Origin of the sequence: Marinilactibacillus piezotolerans (assembly GCF_900114235.1) — a bacterium.
GTDB classification, from domain to species: domain Bacteria; phylum Bacillota; class Bacilli; order Lactobacillales; family Carnobacteriaceae_A; genus Marinilactibacillus; species Marinilactibacillus piezotolerans.
Genome location: NZ_FOSJ01000007.1, coordinates 1 through 17269, shown reverse-complemented (window position 1 = coordinate 17269; position 17269 = coordinate 1). Strand labels below are relative to the sequence as shown.

At 35.6% G+C, this 17269-nt stretch carries 16 protein-coding genes; 12 read left to right on the top strand and 4 right to left on the bottom strand.

Features of this window, described 5'->3' with window-relative positions; all coding sequences use genetic code 11:
- Positions 1 to 135 precede the first annotated feature (135 nt).
- From BM212_RS02855 to BM212_RS02835, 5 genes are all read left to right on the top strand, one after another.
- Entirely contained in the window at positions 136 to 1050 is a 915-nt protein-coding gene (locus BM212_RS02855; protein ID WP_091896139.1) for a Gfo/Idh/MocA family protein, read from the top strand.
- A 375-nt stretch (positions 1051 to 1425) separates the two neighbouring features.
- On the top strand, positions 1426 to 2523 hold the full coding sequence (locus tag BM212_RS02850) for an ABC transporter ATP-binding protein (RefSeq protein WP_091896235.1): 1098 nt from the start codon (positions 1426 to 1428) through the stop codon (positions 2521 to 2523).
- The gene (locus BM212_RS02845; protein WP_091896137.1) at positions 2513 to 3325 is read left to right on the top strand and encodes an ABC transporter permease; all 813 of its coding nucleotides are present in this window, start codon (positions 2513 to 2515) and stop codon (positions 3323 to 3325) included. Before BM212_RS02850 ends, BM212_RS02845 begins: the two co-directional genes overlap by 11 nt.
- Positions 3322 to 4161, top strand: coding sequence for an ABC transporter permease (locus BM212_RS02840; RefSeq protein ID WP_091896134.1), 840 nt, complete (start codon positions 3322 to 3324; stop codon positions 4159 to 4161). Before BM212_RS02845 ends, BM212_RS02840 begins: the two co-directional genes overlap by 4 nt.
- Positions 4161 to 5237 (top strand): ABC transporter substrate-binding protein, encoded by a 1077-nt coding sequence (locus BM212_RS02835; protein WP_091896131.1) that lies wholly within the window; start codon positions 4161 to 4163, stop codon positions 5235 to 5237. Before BM212_RS02840 ends, BM212_RS02835 begins: the two co-directional genes overlap by 1 nt.
- A gap of 91 nt (positions 5238 to 5328) precedes the next feature.
- Here the strand turns inward: BM212_RS02835 and BM212_RS02830 are convergent, their stop codons facing one another.
- A complete protein-coding gene (locus BM212_RS02830) occupies positions 5329 to 6531 on the bottom strand; it encodes a M20 metallopeptidase family protein (protein WP_091896128.1) in 1203 nt (400 codons plus the stop codon).
- A 178-nt stretch (positions 6532 to 6709) separates the two neighbouring features.
- On the opposite strand from BM212_RS02830, the gene rpiA reads away from it, so the two are divergent.
- Positions 6710 to 7387 carry a ribose-5-phosphate isomerase RpiA gene (gene rpiA, locus BM212_RS02825; protein ID WP_091896125.1) on the top strand — a complete coding sequence of 226 codons (678 nt, stop codon included), beginning with the start codon at positions 6710 to 6712 and terminating at the stop codon, positions 7385 to 7387.
- A 235-nt stretch (positions 7388 to 7622) separates the two neighbouring features.
- Here rpiA and BM212_RS02820 read toward each other — a convergent pair whose 3' ends face one another.
- Together BM212_RS02820 and BM212_RS02815 are read right to left on the bottom strand one after the other, a co-directional pair.
- Positions 7623 to 8576 (bottom strand): L-threonine 3-dehydrogenase, encoded by a 954-nt coding sequence (locus BM212_RS02820; protein ID WP_091896122.1) that lies wholly within the window; start codon positions 8574 to 8576, stop codon positions 7623 to 7625.
- 125 nt (positions 8577 to 8701) lie between these two features.
- On the bottom strand, positions 8702 to 9892 hold the full coding sequence (locus tag BM212_RS02815) for a glycine C-acetyltransferase (RefSeq protein WP_091896120.1): 1191 nt from the start codon (positions 9890 to 9892) through the stop codon (positions 8702 to 8704).
- 403 nt (positions 9893 to 10295) lie between these two features.
- Between BM212_RS02815 and BM212_RS02810 the strand changes: the two genes are divergently transcribed.
- Positions 10296 to 11978: a peptide ABC transporter substrate-binding protein gene (locus tag BM212_RS02810; RefSeq protein ID WP_072694144.1), complete on the top strand. Its 1683-nt coding sequence runs from the start codon at positions 10296 to 10298 to the stop codon at positions 11976 to 11978.
- Positions 11979 to 12203: 225 nt separating this feature from the next.
- Here the strand turns inward: BM212_RS02810 and BM212_RS02805 are convergent, their stop codons facing one another.
- Positions 12204 to 12572, bottom strand: a complete 369-nt coding sequence (locus BM212_RS02805; protein ID WP_091896117.1) for a DUF3899 domain-containing protein — start codon at positions 12570 to 12572, stop codon at positions 12204 to 12206.
- Positions 12573 to 12832: 260 nt separating this feature from the next.
- Between BM212_RS02805 and opp3b the strand changes: the two genes are divergently transcribed.
- The 5 genes from opp3b to BM212_RS02780 all read left to right on the top strand — a co-directional run.
- Positions 12833 to 13777 carry an oligopeptide ABC transporter permease gene (gene opp3b, locus BM212_RS02800; protein WP_072694146.1) on the top strand — a complete coding sequence of 315 codons (945 nt, stop codon included), beginning with the start codon at positions 12833 to 12835 and terminating at the stop codon, positions 13775 to 13777.
- Positions 13778 to 13836: 59 nt separating this feature from the next.
- Positions 13837 to 14829, top strand: a complete 993-nt coding sequence (opp3C, locus tag BM212_RS02795; RefSeq protein ID WP_281244373.1) for an oligopeptide ABC transporter permease — start codon at positions 13837 to 13839, stop codon at positions 14827 to 14829.
- A 14-nt stretch (positions 14830 to 14843) separates the two neighbouring features.
- Positions 14844 to 15902, top strand: coding sequence for an ABC transporter ATP-binding protein (locus tag BM212_RS02790; protein ID WP_072694148.1), 1059 nt, complete (start codon positions 14844 to 14846; stop codon positions 15900 to 15902).
- Positions 15902 to 16867: an ABC transporter ATP-binding protein gene (locus BM212_RS02785; protein ID WP_091896111.1), complete on the top strand. Its 966-nt coding sequence runs from the start codon at positions 15902 to 15904 to the stop codon at positions 16865 to 16867. Before BM212_RS02790 ends, BM212_RS02785 begins: the two co-directional genes overlap by 1 nt.
- Before the next feature lie 164 nt (positions 16868 to 17031).
- Positions 17032 to 17269, top strand: a 238-nt coding sequence (locus BM212_RS02780) for a transposase (RefSeq protein WP_177206284.1), incomplete at its 3' end; no start/stop codon positions are given.

The following is a 17269-nucleotide window of genomic DNA, read 5'->3' as shown; positions in this document are numbered from 1 at the left end:
ACAAGGAGGACTATTTTTAAAATAAAAATGTCTGATAGGTATGCTTTTATTATTTTATTATATTAAAACGCTTAAAATTCTATATAATATAAGAAGAAAGTAGAAAAGAATTATAAAATATTAGGAGGAAGTTAAATGAAAGTTGGCGTGATTGGATTAGGGACTATTGCACAAAAAGCCTATTTACCCATGATGATGACAGAACATCCAGAAGTAGAATGGCATTTGAGTACTAGAAATAAAGAAAAACTAGAAGTTTTAGGAGAAAAATATAGAATAAATGCTGAGCAATTACATACAGATTGGGAAGATCTATTGGATTTGGATATAGATGCTGTCTTTATTCACACTCCTACGACTACCCATGCTGAAATTATTCGTGCTATGCTTGAAAAAAGAATTGCAGTATTTGTGGATAAACCAATCAGTGATCGACTAGAGGAAACTAAAGAACTGATTAAACTATCTAAAGAGACAAATACTTTACTAATGACAGGATTCAATCGCAGATTTGCACCAAGAGTTAAAGAATTAAAAGAAATTCAGAATAAAAATATGATCTTTTTTCAAAAAAATCAGGCCAATCAACCGACGAAGGCTTCAAGATATCGTATATATGACTTGATGATTCATCCAATCGATACAGCTTTACACATGGTGGATGGTCCTGTCAGAATCATTGGTACTGGAATAGTCGGTACAGAAGACGCATTAAAACGTGCATGGGTAATGCTGGAGTCAGAATCAGCTAATATAATGGTTTCAGTAAATACAGAATCAGGAGCAAGACTTGAAACAATGGAAGTCCAAAGTTCGAATGAGACTGTGCGTTTAGAAAATCTTGCAGATTTTACAAGATATAATGAATCCGGTTTGTTCAGCAAGTCCTATGGCGACTGGGAAAACACGCTATATAAAAGAGGATTTGCTTCAATGATTGATGTTTTCTTAGAAACAGTAGAAACAAATGGAGTGAATCCAGTACCTTTGGACTCTGTTTTACAGAGCCATGAAGTTTGTGAAACAATTTTGGGAAATGCAGGATTCTGATTAACTCTATAATTGATTTTCAAGAAAAGCATAATAGCTTTTCTTGAAATTATTATAATATTCTCTGTAAAAATAAAATAGTAACTCATTCTTAAGACGATCGTTCTATTCGAACGGTCGTTTTTAAAACGTTTAATTCAACTTTATAATATCTGTTGTTACAAGAAATATAGAAAAAATAATATTAAATTGTGAATAAGAGACTAATAAATTGTAAGATATAATCAGTAAAAGTGATTGATTTTATCCCACTTAAAGATATAATTATATAGGTTTCACAATATTTTATGAAAAAGTAATTAAAGGGAGTGTTAGACTGTGGCGGAAAATACCATAATTTCGTTTCAAAATGTTCACAAACAATTCGATGAAAACATGATCTTAAAAGATATTTCTTTTGATTTAGAAAAAGGTAAGTTTTATACCTTGTTAGGTCCGTCAGGATGCGGAAAGTCAACAATTTTAAATTTAATTGCAGGATTTACTCAAGCCACTTCTGGATCTATTATTCTAGATGGTAAAAAAGTCAACACTCTACCGCCTAATAAACGTAAAGTGAATACAGTTTTTCAGGATTATGCTTTATTTCCTCATATGAATGTATATGACAATGTTGCATTTGGATTGAAGATAAAAAAGTTACCCAAGAATCAAGTTAAACAAAAAGTAACAGATGCACTAAAATCTGTACGTTTAACAGGATTTGAAACAAGAGAAATTTCAGAAATGTCTGGTGGGCAGCGCCAACGTGTTGCTATCGCTAGAGCAATTGTCAATGAACCTGAAATATTACTGCTGGACGAACCTTTGTCAGCGCTGGATTTGAAATTAAGAACAGAAATGCAGTATGAATTAAGAGAGCTGCAACAACGGCTAGGAATTACTTTTATTTTTGTTACCCATGATCAGGAAGAAGCACTGGCTATGAGTGACAAGATTTTTGTTATGAAAGAAGGTGAAATCATTCAGAGTGGTACACCTATTGACATTTATGACGAACCTTTGAATAATTATGTAGCAGATTTCATTGGAGAAAGTAATATTGTTACAGGAAAAATGATTAAAGACTACAAAGTAGAGTTTGCCGGAAAGATATTTGATTGTGTGGATGGCGGAATGACTGAAGAAGAACAAGTAGAAATCGTGATTCGACCAGAAGATTTGGTAATGACTAGACCAGTACTGGGTAACTTGAAAGTGAAAGTTCAATCGCAACTATTCAGAGGTGTCCATTACGAAATTATCGGAGAAGATCCAGAAGGAAACGAATGGATGGTCCATACGACACGAAAAGCAGAAGTCGGGGATGAAGTAGGCCTTGCATTTGAACCAAGAGATATCCACATTATGCGTATAGGAGAAACGGAAGAAGCATTCAATAGTCGTTTGGAAGAATATGCATCCAACAGTGGAACAAGTGTACAAGATGCTATTGATATTGAAAAGGGAGTGGAGCTGAACTATGACGTCTAAGCAAAACAGAGTACTCTTTTTCCCTTATTTTATCTGGATTGGCTTATTTGTTCTTATTCCAATCGGATTACTTGTTTATCAATCCTTTATTGGGATAAATGGAGAATTTACATTTGATAATATTCTCACTTATTTTACTTCAGCTACTTATTTAACCATGACATTGCAATCATTTTTATATGCTTTTATCATTACACTTCTAACATTTTGTATCAGTTATCCAACTGCTTACTTTTTAACGCAGACAAAACGCAAAGATTTATGGATGCTCTTGCTGATTTTACCTACATGGATCAATGTCTTGCTTAAAGCTTATGCTTTTATTGGTTTACTCAGTCAGGACGGTAGTATAAATGGATTTTTTGACTGGATCGGAATCGGTAGGCAGCAGCTACTCTTTACAAATGCAAGCTTCTTGTTAGTTGCAACTTACATTGAAATTCCATTTATGCTCCTTCCGATATACAATGCGATTGAAGAGATTGATTCTTCATTACTGCATGCTAGCCGTGATTTAGGAGCAAGCAGTTGGGATACTTTCAAAACAGTTGTTTTTCCTTTATCTCTTTCAGGAGTAAGAAGTGGAATACAAGTTGTATTTATTCCGTCATTATCACTATTTATGTTAACAAGGTTGATCGGTGGAAATAGGGTCATTACTTTGGGAACGGCCATTGAACAGCATTTTCTCGTGACACAAAACTGGGGAATGGGTTCTACGATTGGTATCGTACTGATATTGTTGATGATTATCATAATGCTGTTGACCTCTGGACGTAAAAAGGAGGCTCGTAAACTATGAAAAAGTTAAAATTTAGTTGGTCGAATGCCTATTTATTTTTAATATTTGCTCTACTTTATACGCCTATTATCTATTTAATTTATTATTCTTTTAATCAGGCTGGAACGATGAACGAGTTTACCGGCTTCACAACAGAACATTATGGGTCACTTGCAGACGATACGCGATTAATTCGAATAGCACTAGATACTTTTAGAGTTGCACTGCTTTCTTCTTTAATAGCAACAATTATTGGAACGCTGGGAGCAATCGGGATTTTTTTCGTAAGCCAACGAAAAACACAAGTAGCTTTATTAGGGTTGAATAACGTTCTGCTGGTTTCTCCAGACGTAATTATAGGTGCTAGCTTTTTATTACTCTTTACAATGGCTGGCTTTCGATTAGGATTCTATTCTGTTTTGTTTTCTCATATTGCATTCAGTATTCCCATTGTTGTTTTGATGGTGTTACCAAAATTACAAGAAATGAATCTGAATATGATTACCGCAGCAAAAGATTTAGGTGCCAATAACTGGCAAGTATTAAAAAGTGTCATTATTCCAAGCATTACGCCAGGGGTTTTAGCAGGATATTTTATGGCATTCACCTATTCTATAGATGATTTTGCGGTGACATTCTTTGTTACTGGAAATGGATTTGCAACATTGTCTGTTGAAATATACTCTAGAGCAAGACAAGGAATCAGCTTGGAAATCTATGCCCTCAGTACCATTTTATTTATTCTGGCATTAGGGTTAGTAAGTGGTTATTATTTTGTTCAAAAGCAACAACGAAACCGAAAACGCAAATTAACGGATATAGATTCAGCGAATCACCAGAAGGCGGTGTCTCCTTAATGAAAAGGCTCGTTCAACTTACTGTAATCATCTTAGGTGTTACAGGATTGCTATACATTGGAAGTTTATATGTAGACCGTTCTGAAGGAACTGCGAGTTCCGATACATTGAATATCTTTAACTGGGGAGATTATATTGATCCAGCATTACTTGAACAATTTGAAGAAGAAACAGGGTATCGCGTCGTTTACGAAACGTTTGATTCAAACGAAGCAATGTACACAAAAGTTCAACAAGGTGGAACAGCGTATGATCTGGCCATACCAAGTGAGTATATGATTGATCGTATGATTCAAGAAGAACTAGTACTTCCGCTTGATCATTCTAAAATAGAAGGATTGGAGCATATTGATCCAGCATTTTTAGACTTGGCTTTTGATCCTGATAATCAATACTCTATTCCTTACTTCTGGGGCACTTTAGGGATTATTTATAATGATAAAATGATCAACGAAGACGAAATTCAGTCATGGAGTGATCTGTGGAATTCTGAATATAATGAAGATATTATGCTGATTGATGGAGCAAGAGAGATTATCGGTATTGGACTAGAGACAAAAGGGTACTCATTGAATTCGAAAAACGATGAAGAACTTGCTGATGCGTTTGAGTTATTGAAGGGGTTAGCGCCCAATGTCAAAGCCCTGGTAGCTGATGAAATCAAGATGTACATGATCCAGGAAGAAGCACCTATTGCTGTAACATTTTCAGGAGAAGCAGCTGACATGATGTGGGAAAATGCATCACTGCATTACATCTTGCCTGAAGAAGGATCTAATTTGTGGTTTGATAATATGGTCATTCCTAAAACAGCTCAAAATACAGAAGCTGCGTATGCCTTCATCAATTTTATGCTTAAACCAGAAATTGCTGCACAAAATGCAGACTACATTGGATACAGCACACCTAATCAAGATGCTATGGCATTATTACCAGAAGAAACTATTAGTGATGTACAGTTTTATCCCACAGACGAAATGATGGAAAATCTTGAAGTTTATGAAAATCTTGGCTATGAGTATTTAGGGAAATATAATGATTTATTTTTAGAGTTTAAAATGCTGAGAAGAGATTAAATAATTTAAAAGCCTTACTTATTGTTTAACTGCGGGTAATCTATTAGATTACTGTTGGAATCAGTAAAGTAAGGCTTTTTATTCTGTCGATTTATTTAGAAGCTATTTTTGAGTAATTCATCGCAACACTGACAAATAATGTAATTCCAGTTAAGAAACTGTTTTCGTCCAACCCAAATTTTGGATGATGATGAGGGAAATCGAATCCTAAATCTTCGTTTCTAGAACCTATAAATAAATAGGTTGAAGGAACGATAGCTGAAAAGGCAGAAAAATCTTCTCCTCCCATAAAAGGTGGTAAAGAAACAATTTGTTCAGGATAAAGATCTCTAGAAATTTTTTCTACTAATTTAGTAGTTTCTGCATTATTAATCACACTTGCATAACCATGACGAAAATTGAAATCATACGTAGCGCCGTAACTATCACAAGTCCCGCGAATTACTCGTTCCATCTCAGTTTCAATTAATGCTCTTACATCTGCATCAAAGGTTCGAACGCTTCCTCCGAGAATAATACTATCAGGAATAATATTTTTTGCGTTAGGATCACCTGCTTGGAATACCGTATTGGAAATAATTCCTGAAGCTAAAGGATCTAATTTCCGAGAGATAATGGTTTGAAATTTATCAATAATTTGAGCTCCGATGATTACTGGATCGATTGTTTCATGAGGACTTGCTGCATGTCCGCCTTTTCCATAAATCATCACCTCGTAGCGGTCTGAATTTCCAGAGCAAGCACCAGTTTTGACATCAATAAGCCCTGTATTTAAACTTGAAACCAAGTGATGACCATATATAAAATCGAAGTCATCGAACAAACCGGTTGCAACCATTTCTTTCGCTCCACCTGGATGACTTTCTTCAGCATGCTGAAAGATACTATATATTTCCCCTTCTAACTGATCAGTGTGTTCAGACAAAATTTTTGTTGCTGTTAATAATAAAGCGGTATGTCCGTCATGCCCACAAGCATGCATTACTCCATCTACATGTGAAGCGAATGGAATATCGGGGCGGTCTTCTTGAATTGGTAAGGCATCAATATCTGCACGTAATCCAATTTTCAATCCAGGCTTTGCTCCGGTAATTTTAACTAGAACGGAAGTTTTTGTCGGACGAGTAACTTCAACATTATCAAGAGCACTCATTTCATCGAAAATAAATTGACTCGTTTTAACTTCTTGAAAAGATAGTTCTGGGAATTCATGTAATTTTCTTCTATAATCAACTACTGTTTGTTCATGATCTTTTATTGTTTCTATTAGATTTGAGGATAGTGCAGTATACATAATCTCACTCCGTTAAAAATATTTAATGATAATTATATCATTTTTTAATCTTAAAAAGAAAGATATATTTGAGAAAGAATTAATTTAGAATTTGAAGCGTGGAATTAATTTGATCTATGGTACAATTATATGGAAATGAAAGCGATACATAGGAGAAAGCAAAGGAAAGGACAATTCGATGAATTTAAAAGAAATGGTAGGATATAAAGCTGCCGAATTTGTGAAAGACGGGATGACAGTTGGTTTAGGAACAGGTTCAACGGCCTATTATATGGTAGAAGCTATAGGGAAACGTGTCAAAGAAGATGGACTGCAAATTGTAGGAGTGACGACTTCATTTAAAACAGCTGATCACGCAAGAGCCTTGGGTATTCCTCTAAAAGATATAGACGAAGTAGAAAAAATTGATCTAACCATTGATGGCGCTGATGAGATTTCTAGTCAATATCAGGGAATTAAAGGTGGAGGTGCTGCGCACTTATTTGAAAAAATCGTCGCTAATTTGTCAGATAAAAATATCTGGATTGTGGATGAAAGTAAGCTAGTTGACGAACTAGGGGCATTTCCTTTGCCGATAGAAGTTGTTCATTTTGGTTCGGGTCAGCTATTTAAATTATTTGAGAAAAAAGGTTACAAGCCAACTTGGAGAAACGATAAAGAAGGAAAACAACTGGTAACTGATTCGGGTAATTTGATTATTGATTTGAACATGGGTCTAATTGAAGAACCACTAAAATTAGCGAAATGGTTAGATTCGTTAACCGGAGTAGTTGAACATGGACTTTTCTTAAATTGTGTCAATACTGTCATCGTAGGTACTAGCGAAGGACCAGTTGTTGAAGAAGTAAATAGATAAGGGTATTAAATAGAGTTATTACTGAAAAAATTAAAATAGATAATTATTGAAAAGATAAACGTTTATTGTCAGTAAAAGCTATGAACGATTAATAATTGAGATTAAACTTACTGAAATAAGCAGTCGGTGAAGAAAGTAACAGCTTAAATGTAAAAAAGGAATGCGATTTTCTTGTTCAAGAAAATCGCATTCCTTTTATTGATTGCAATTCTGCCTTTTTAGTATCTCAGTTCAATTAAGCTTTACTTTTTTCTTTTAACTTCTCTAACATATCAGTGGTCATTCTCTCGAGACTATACTCGGGAGAAAAATTCCATTCTTCACGTGCACTAGTAGTATCAATTGAGTTTGGCCATGACTCTGCGATCGTCTGGCGAACAGGATCTACCTCAAATGATAATTTAAAATCAGCTATATGCTTCTGGATGGCTTTTTCGAAGTCTTCTGGGCAAACACTCATTGCACTGACGTTAAACGCATTACGATTGATAAGTTGATTTGCGGGAGCTTCCATTAGGCGAATAATTGCTTCTACTGCATCTGGCATATACATCATATCCATGTATGTACCTTTATCTATGAAAGAAGTATAAGCATGTTTCTTCAAGGCTTCGTAGTAGATATCAACCGCATAATCTGTTGTTCCCCCACCAGGTAAAGCTTCATATGAAATCAAGCCGGGGAAACGTACACTTCTGGTGTCTACACCAAATTTGTGATAATAATAGTCACAAAGGAGTTCTCCACTGACTTTTGTTACACCATACATCGTTGTTGGACGCTGTAAAGTTACTTGTGGGGTTTGGTCTTTAGGAGTTTGAGGACCAAAAGCACCAATAGAGCTAGGGGTGAAAAATTTCAAATTATGAATTCTTGCAACTTCTAAAGCATTCATCAATCCTCCCATATTTAATTCCCAAGCTAATTGCGGTTTAGCTTCAGCAACAGCTGATAGAAGAGCGGCAAGGTGAATCAGCGAATCGACCTCATGCTTTTTCACTAAGTCTTCGATTGCTGTAAGGTTTGTAACGTCTAAGTACTCAAATAGGCCATTTTCTACAACGGTAGAATTTTCTGGTTTGTGAATATCTGTCGCAATCACATTATCAGCTCCGTATTTCTCCCGCAAACGCGTGGTTAGTGCCGTTCCAATCTGACCTAATGCACCTGTAATTAAAATTTTTTTCAAGGTAGTCCCTCCGTTAATCTGATTATTATTGCAAAAGAAAAAGCAGTTGACTGGATTTGTGACCGCCATTATCTGATCTTAACCCAGTATATTCAACTGCTGTATCCTTTTAAAATAAAGAAGAATTAAATGACATTCAATTCAAGTCCGACTTTTTTGTAAGTGGCAAGTACTTGGTCTAATTGTTCTTTTGTATGTGCAGCACTTGGCATATTTCTAACACGGCCTGTGCCTCTTGGAACAGTGGGAAACACAATTGATTTTGCGTATACACCTTCTTCTGTTAAACGCTTAGAGAATTTCTGTGTTAATTTTTCGTCGCCGATAATGCAAGGGGTAATGGGGGTTTCTGAATTTCCAATGTTGAACCCTAATTTATTTAACCCTTCCTTAAGGTAACGACCATTTTCCCATAATCTATCATGTTCTTCGGTAGAAGCTGACATAATATCAATAGCTTCTATACAAGCAGCTGCAGCACCGGGAGTCAAGGAAGTGGAGAATAAGAATGGACGGGCACGAACTTTTAACCAGTCGATCAAATTCTGTGTTCCTGCAACATATCCACCCACAACACCAACGGCTTTAGAAAGAGTCCCCATCTGGAAGTCTATCTTGTCTTGAAGCCCGAAATGTTTAACTGTTCCAGCACCTTTTCCCATTACGCCAGATCCATGTGCATCATCAACGTAAGTGATCAAGTCGAATTCTTCAGCGATTTTCACAATTTCAGGTAAATTAGCAACATCTCCATCCATAGAAAAAACACCATCAGTAATGTACATCACTTTTTCATATTGACCACTTTCGGTAGCCTCTTTTGCTTTAGCACGTAAATCATCCATATCCTGATGATTAACACGAATGACTTTGGCACCAGATAAACGACACCCATCAATAATAGAAGCATGGTTTAATTCGTCTGAAAGAATGGCATCCTTTTTGTTCATGACAGCTGAAATAGCTCCCATATTACAGTTGAAACCAGATTGGAAAGCTACCGAAGCTTCAGTTTGCTTGAAGTCGGCAATTTTAGCTTCTAATTCTTCATGAATACTTTGTGTTCCATTGATAGTACGAACAGCACCAGCACCTACACCGAATTTATCAGTAGCAGCATTAGCTTTTTCTTTTAATCTTGAATCATTTGCAAAACCAAGGTAATTATTAGAAGACATATTGATTAAAGTCTTACCATTAATTGTGATTTCTGATCCGTTGGGCCCTTCTAATGTATCAATTTCATTATAGAGGCCGTTTTCTTTCAATTCTGTTAAATTTTTTTCTAGAAAGGTATTTAATTTGTGACTTGTCATATAATCGCTCCTTAATTATTAATAGAATCTTTATTTAACTCTTAAAGATTAATCTTCATCCAATCGAATTACTACTCTCTTTAAAATATACTGATTAAGTATAACATGCTTTTAAGGTCAGTTGAAGTAACCATTAAAGTCCCGTTTGATTTTCTTTACTTCTCTCTCATTCGCATTAATTTTATAGGATAGAGCGAGCACATATAGATGAGCAGGGTTTTTCAAAGATTTTGAAAGGGTAAACTATTGCTCATTAATAACGATGAGAAAAGTTAAAAAATCAAGAGGAGGTATTGCAAAGATGATAAATAGATGATAGAATATTTTGAGTAAACTAATTTAATTTGTTACTACTTATTTTGTTTCAAAATAATAAGATATTAATAACAGGGGGAAAAAACGAATGGGAAAAAGTAAATTATGGAGTACTTTAGGTATTACTTTAACAAGTGCCTTAGTACTATCAGCTTGTGGTAACAGCGACTCTGCTGAAGATACAACTTCTGGAGACGAAGGCTCAGAGGGTGCACAAGAAGAACAAGTACTGCATGTAGTTGAAAGTGCAGAAATTCCTACTATGGATTCTGCGTTAACAACAGATGCTGTAAGTTTCAATGTCTTAAATAATGTTAATGAAGGTTTATACCGTCAAGGTCAGGATAATGACTTAGTATTAGGTATGGCTGCTGAAGAACCAGAAATCAGCGAAGATGGATTAACTTATACATTCAAAATCAGAGAAGATGCTGAATGGTCTAATGGAGATCCTGTAACTGCAAATGACTTTGTTTATTCTTGGACTCGTTTGGCAGATCCAGCAACAGCTGCTGAATATGCATACATGATTGATGGAGTTGTCAAAAATGCAACAGCTATTCTAGCTGGAGAAATGGATCCATCTGAATTAGGTGTATCTGCAACAGATGACAAAACATTAGTAGTAGAATTAGAGAAACCTGTACCTTATTTTGAAAGTCTACTAACACTGGCAATGTACTTGCCACAAAATGAAGAATACGTAACAGAACATGAAGGTGACTATGCTACAAATAGTGATACTTTATTGTATAACGGACCATTTGAACTATCAGAATGGGACGGAACAGGTTTAACTTGGTCATTAGTTAAAAACGAAAGCTACTGGGATGCTGAAACTGTTCAATTAGACCGCATTGATTTTGACGTAGTAAAAGAAACTTCAACTGCTCTTAACTTATATGATGCCGGTGAAGTTGATCGCATGAGACTTTCAGGTGATTATGTTCAGACAAAACAAGGGGATCCAGAATTACTTACGGAACCTACTTCTTCAGTATTCTACTTTAAACTTAACCAAGAGCGTAATGGAGAAGAAACACCTTTAGCAAATGAAAATATCCGTAAAGCTATTGCAATGTCATTTGACAAACAAGGCTTTGCTGATACAGTATTGCAAAATGGTTCAGTACCTGCAGATGGTCTAGTTCCTGAAGGGTTATCAGTAGACCCTGAATCTGGAGAAGACTTCCGCGAGCAAAGCGGCGACTTGTTATCATATGATACTGCTCAAGCTGCAGATTACTGGGAAGCTGGTTTAGAAGAACTTGGAGTAGATTCACTTACACTAGAAATGCTTGGTGATGATTCAGAAAACTCTAAAAAATCTCTTGAATTTATGCAAGCACAACTTGAAAGTAACCTACCTGGATTAAGTATCGAATTGAGAAACGTACCGTTCAAAGTTCGTCTTGATGCTGATACTAACCAAGATTACGATATTCAAATGGCTGGTTGGGGAGCAGATTATGCAGATCCTATCAACTTCTTAGAATTATTCCATTCAGATAATGGTAATAACAAATCAGGATACAGCAATGAAGAATATGATGCATTAATTGAAAGTGCACAATCTAACGTAGATGATATGGAAGCTCGCTGGCAAGATATGCTTGAAGCAGAGAAAATCTTGATGGATACAGCTGGTATTGCTCCAATTTACCAACGTTCATATGCAGTTCTTGAAAAACCTTATGTTAAAGATATCGTAGCACATCTTACAGGGGCAGATTACTCATACAAATGGACTTATATTGAAGGTAAAGAGTAATAAAAAGCACAGACAATAAATATTAACACCGCAAAAATGGAGTGGACATCCAAATCCACTCTTTTTTTGAGTGTTTAACTGGCTTTATATTACTCACTTTTTTTCTTAACGAGAGTTTCTTTGATGGTAAGTTTATATGATCAATTCAAGCAGGCAAGATAGGTAAAAGATTAATACTCTAATTCTAGAAATTTTTACTTTCTAGCGTGAAGAAATATATCTTTTTTAAAAAAGGTAATGGCCAATTAATGCCATTAAAGAGATTGTCATTAAGATAGAACCTACTTTAATAAAGAAAAGGTAATAAGTTCCAAATGTTTTTGATAGATAAGAAACAGATAAGTTACTTTCGTCTTCTAAATTATTTTTTCTTAAACGACGAGTTGCTTTTTTAAAACTATAATAAAAGAAATCAAAAGCTCCAGATCGAATGACAAGGCTAAATAAGCCAATGATAAGACAAATTCCTGCCGGATAAAAGAAAACATTTGTAGTGTGAAAAAAACTGATTTCTTTATATAAAATAAATTCAAGTATAAAGATTAAAATGATTGAAGTAATACTGATAGTAAGTACATTTGATTTTTTTTGCATGATTCATTCTCCTTTAATATAAAAAGTTCTATTCAATAATGTACATCAAAATGATTTAGATCACAATAAAATGCAAAATGAAATGTTTAAGGGCGATTGATCAATTTAGCTAGTAGTGGGAAATTTAGGTTATTTTTTAATATGAGGATCATTTTTTTCAGAAAAAAGCAGAAAAAATTTTGCATTTCTGACCTGGAAAGCATATCCTATAGAATATATTATTTTTTTGAATCACAATTAATGATGGAGGTGTTGAATCGATGAAAAATTACATGAAGTATTTTGGAAAGCGTGTGTTTTACATGCTGCTGACCTTATTTTTGATTGCATCGATTACGTTTTTTTTAATGAAGCTATTACCGGGTACACCGTATACAAACCAAGAAAAACTTTCAGCTGAACAAATTGTTATTATGAATGAACAGTATGGACTAAATGATCCAGTACCGGTTCAGTATTTATCATATATTGGGGGCTTATTTGTTGGAGACTTAGGAACATCTTTCCAGTTCGATAATACTCCAGTATCACAATTGTTGTCTACCAGAGTAGGACCTTCTCTTCAGATAGGGTTTCAAGCAGTTGTTTTAGGAACATTTTTTGGTATTGTTTTAGGAGTTATATCAGCTATGAAACAAAATACTTGGGTTGATACTCTTTCTACTCTTGTAGCGATTCTAGGACGATCTATTCCGAACTTTGTTTTTGCCGTTTTACTTCAACTAGTATTTGCTGTCCAGTTGGGATGGCTACCGATTGCTCTGTGGGACGGTGGATTTAAATCATCTGTACTGCCTACATTAGCCTTAGCCATTGCGCCGCTTGCGGATTCAGCTCGTTTCATTCGTACGGAAATGGTAGATGTCTTAGGCAGCGATTACGTTGAACTTGCTAGAGCTAAAGGTCTCAGCCGATGGGGTGTAGCTTTCAAGCATGGGGTGCGAAATGCATTAATCCCCCTAATAACACTTTTAGGACCGATGGCAGTTGCATTAATGACAGGGTCTTTAGTTGTAGAAAATATTTATGCGATTCCTGGAATCGGAGAGCAATTTGTTAAATCAATCACTACAAACGATTACCCAACAATCATGGGTGTTACTATACTTTATTCTGCTATGCTTGTATTTATTATATTAGTAGTAGATATATTATATGGAATCATTGATCCTCGTATCCGTGTATCATCAGAAGGAGGAAATTAAGCATGGGAACGCAAGAAAACAATCCAATAGTAGACCAAAACACTAAATTTTCTTCTGATATGTTCGAAAAAGTTAGTGGATCAGCTACAGAAGATAACGAAAAAATTTCAGCGCCGTCTTTAAGCTTTCTTCAAGATTCATGGAGAAGATTAAAGAAAAATAAAGCTGCAGTGGTCAGTTTGGTTATTATATGTATTATCATTCTACTTGCCGTTTCGGCACCAATTATTGCTCCACATAATCCGGAAGCACAAATTACTCAACACTCAAGTCTGCCGCCTAAAATACCAGGAGTTGATATCAATGGATTAAACGGAACAGCTCAGCCAGGAGCAGAAAGAATAGATAAGTATGCTCAGGTAAATGCTGATGAAGATGTCTATTATATTCTAGGAACTGATAGTCTCGGTCGAGATTTACTTTCTCGTACCTTATATGGAACGCGTATCTCATTATTGATTGCTTTTGTAGCAGCATTATTTGATTTAACAATAGGCGTGACGTATGGTTTGATCTCCGGCTGGAGCGGCGGAAGAGTTGATAACATTATGCAGCGAATTCTAGAAATACTATCTGGAGTTCCTAACTTAGTTGTCGTTATTTTAATGATCCTCGTTTTAGATCCAGGGATCACATCTATCATAATTGCTTTAGCAATTACAGGATGGATACCTATGGCACGTATTGTTCGAGCCCAGACATTGAAATTAAAAAACCAGGAATATATCTTGGCAGCTCAAACATTAGGTGAATCACCATGGAAAATTGCGACCAAGCATCTTATTGCAAATCTATCAGGTGTCATTATCATTCAAACGATGTTTTCTATTCCAGCAGCGATCTTTTTTGAAGCTTTCTTAAGTTTTATCGGTATTGGTATACCAGCACCGTTAGCTTCCTTGGGTACGCTGATTAGTGATGGATATAAAACTTTCCGATTCTTACCACACTTGATGTGGTATCCAGCTGGAGTTCTATGTATCTTGATGATTTCATTTAACTTGTTAGCTGATGGACTACGTGATGCATTTGATCCAAAAATGAAAGATTAGCGGGGTGAATATGAATGAGTAATATATTAGAAGTTAAAGATTTAAATATCACATTCGACACTTACGCTGGTAAAGTCCAAGCTATACGTGGTGTCAGTTTTGATTTGAAAAAGGGTGAAACATTAGCAATCGTTGGAGAGTCGGGGTCAGGTAAGTCTGTAACGACTCGAAGCATTATGCAGTTGTTGTCTCTAAATGCAAATATTGAAGAGGGACAAATCTTGTTTAATGGACAAGATTTAGTTCAAACTTCAGAAAAAGATATGCAGAAAATTCGTGGTAAAAAGATTGCAATGATTTTCCAGGATCCAATGACTTCGTTAAATCCGACGATGACGATTGGAAAACAAATTGCAGAACCATTAAGATTACATCAGAAAATGGGCAAGGAAAAAGCTCATGCTAGAGCATTAGAATTATTGGAATTAGTAGGTTTGCCAGACGCAGAAAAGAGAATGAAACAGTATCCTCATCAATTCTCTGGTGGACAGCGTCAGCGTGTAGTTATTGCGATAGCCTTAGCATGTAATCCAGATATTTTGATTGCGGATGAACCAACGACAGCGCTAGACGTTACAATTCAAGCACAAATTCTAGAATTGATGAAAGAACTACAAGAAAAAATTAATACATCCATTATCTTTATTACCCATGACTTAGGGGTAGTAGCAAATGTTGCAGACCGAGTTGCGGTAATGTATGCTGGGAAATTTGTAGAAGTGGGTACAGTAGATGAAGTGTTCTATAATCCACAACATCCCTATACTTGGGGCTTACTAGCATCCATGCCAACTTTAGAAACGAGTACCTCATTGTATGCAATTCCTGGTACTCCTCCAGATTTACTGGATCCGCCAAAAGGAGATGCCTTTGCACCTCGTAATGAATATGCTATGAAGATTGATACAGAGCTGGAACCACCAATGTTTAAAATTTCTGAGACTCATTATGCAGCTACTTGGCTATTACATGAAGATGCGCCGAAAATAGATCCACCTACAGAAATTAAAGCACGTCAAAAGCTGTATCAAGAAAAATATGCTGCGCTCCACAGTAAAGGAGGCAATTTATAATGGCCATATCGGATGAAAAGATATTAGAAGTTAAAAATTTAAAACAGTACTTTAATGCAGGAACAAAAAACGAAGTTCGGGCTGTAGATGATATTTCCTTTGATATTTTCAAAGGTGAAACATTTGGACTAGTTGGAGAATCTGGTTCGGGAAAATCCACTACTGGACGTTCAATTATTCGGTTGTATAATCCTACGGCCGGAGAAATTGATTTCGAAGGAACAAAAGTAAACGAAATCTCTAGTAAAAAAGATTTATTACAGTTTAGAAGAGATATGCAGATGATCTATCAAGATCCATATGCATCACTAAACCCCAAAATGAAAATTCGTGATATTATTGCTGAGGGAATCGATATCCACGGACTTGCTGCATCTAAAAAAGAGCGTAATGATCGTGTGATTGAATTGCTGCAATTAGTTGGTTTAAATCCAGATCATGCTAGCCGTTACCCACACGAGTTTTCAGGTGGACAACGTCAGCGTATCGGAATTGCGCGCGCATTAGCTGTTAAACCGAAATTTATTGTGGCAGACGAACCTATTTCAGCTTTGGATGTTTCTATTCAAGCGCAAGTTGTAAACTTGTTAATGGACCTTCAAGAGTCACAAGGGCTGACATTTTTATTCATCGCCCATGATTTGTCAATGGTTAAATATATCAGTGACCGTATTGGCGTAATGAATGCCGGAAAATTACTTGAGTTGGCTCCAGCAGAAGAGGTTTATAATCGTCCATTACATGCCTATACAGAAAGTCTGTTATCTGCAGTGCCACTACCAGACCCTGAGTATGAACGTAACCGTAAACGTACAACTTATGTTTCAAGAATAAGTAATAATGGAGACGAAAAATTACGTGAAATCGTTCCTGGTCACTTTGTATATTGTAGTGAATCAGAGGTAGCTGATCTTAGAAAAAAAGAAGCAAGTTATCATGAAAAAGAAGAAAAGGTAAGAAGTTAATTTTAATTTTATAAATTAAATGAAACCTTAATTTATCAATAAGCAAAAGAGAAGGATATCTAAGATAAAGTCCATATAATTGTGTAAAAGTTAAAAGGCCATGTAACAGCCCTTTTACGGTACAATGTTTTTAACCATTAAAAACATACCCAGGAGGACTTTACATGACCCAAGTACATTTTACACTGAACAACGAAGAGGTTCAAAGTATTATTGAACATTCCGTTAAAGATGATGTGTCTAAAAATATTTTAACGACAGTTTTCAATCAGTTGATGGAAAACCAACGAACAGAATACATTAAAGCTGATGACTATGAACGATCTGAAAGTCGTCAGAGTCAACGAAATGGCTACTACGAGCGTGACTTTACGACTCGCGTTGGTACACTTGAATTAAGAG